1 protein-coding gene is annotated in these 323 nt (G+C 69.0%); it reads right to left on the reverse strand.

Annotation, left to right across the window (positions count from 1 at the left end; translation table 11 throughout):
- On the reverse strand, positions 1-310 hold a 310-nt coding region (locus KBX34_RS33295; protein WP_210929022.1), incomplete at its 3' end, for a hypothetical protein.
- Positions 311-323 lie beyond the last annotated feature (13 nt).

Raw genomic sequence — 323 nt, forward strand, 5'->3', positions numbered from 1 at the left:
ACGTCGCACCATCCGCGCTCACCTCACGCGTGACGTCACCAGCGGCGCTGCGGTCGACCTTGGTGCCGTCGGCATACGTCCACGTGCTGCTGCCGTCACCGCCGTAAGCAATCGAGACGTCCTGCGCCGGCTGCCCATCGACCCCCGGCACCGTTCCATGCGTCGGCTTGCCCTCGGGGGTGAACCGGTCGAACGTCGCACCATCCGCGCTCACCTCACGCGTGACGTCACCAGCGGCACTACGGTCCACCGTCGTGCCGTCCGCGTAGGTCCACGTGCTGCTGCCGTCAGCCCCGTAAGCAATCGACACGTCCTGCGCCGGC

The sequence above is a fragment of the Micromonospora sp. M61 genome (genome assembly GCF_018070245.1).
Classification (GTDB): Bacteria; Actinomycetota; Actinomycetes; order Mycobacteriales; family Micromonosporaceae; genus Micromonospora; species Micromonospora zamorensis.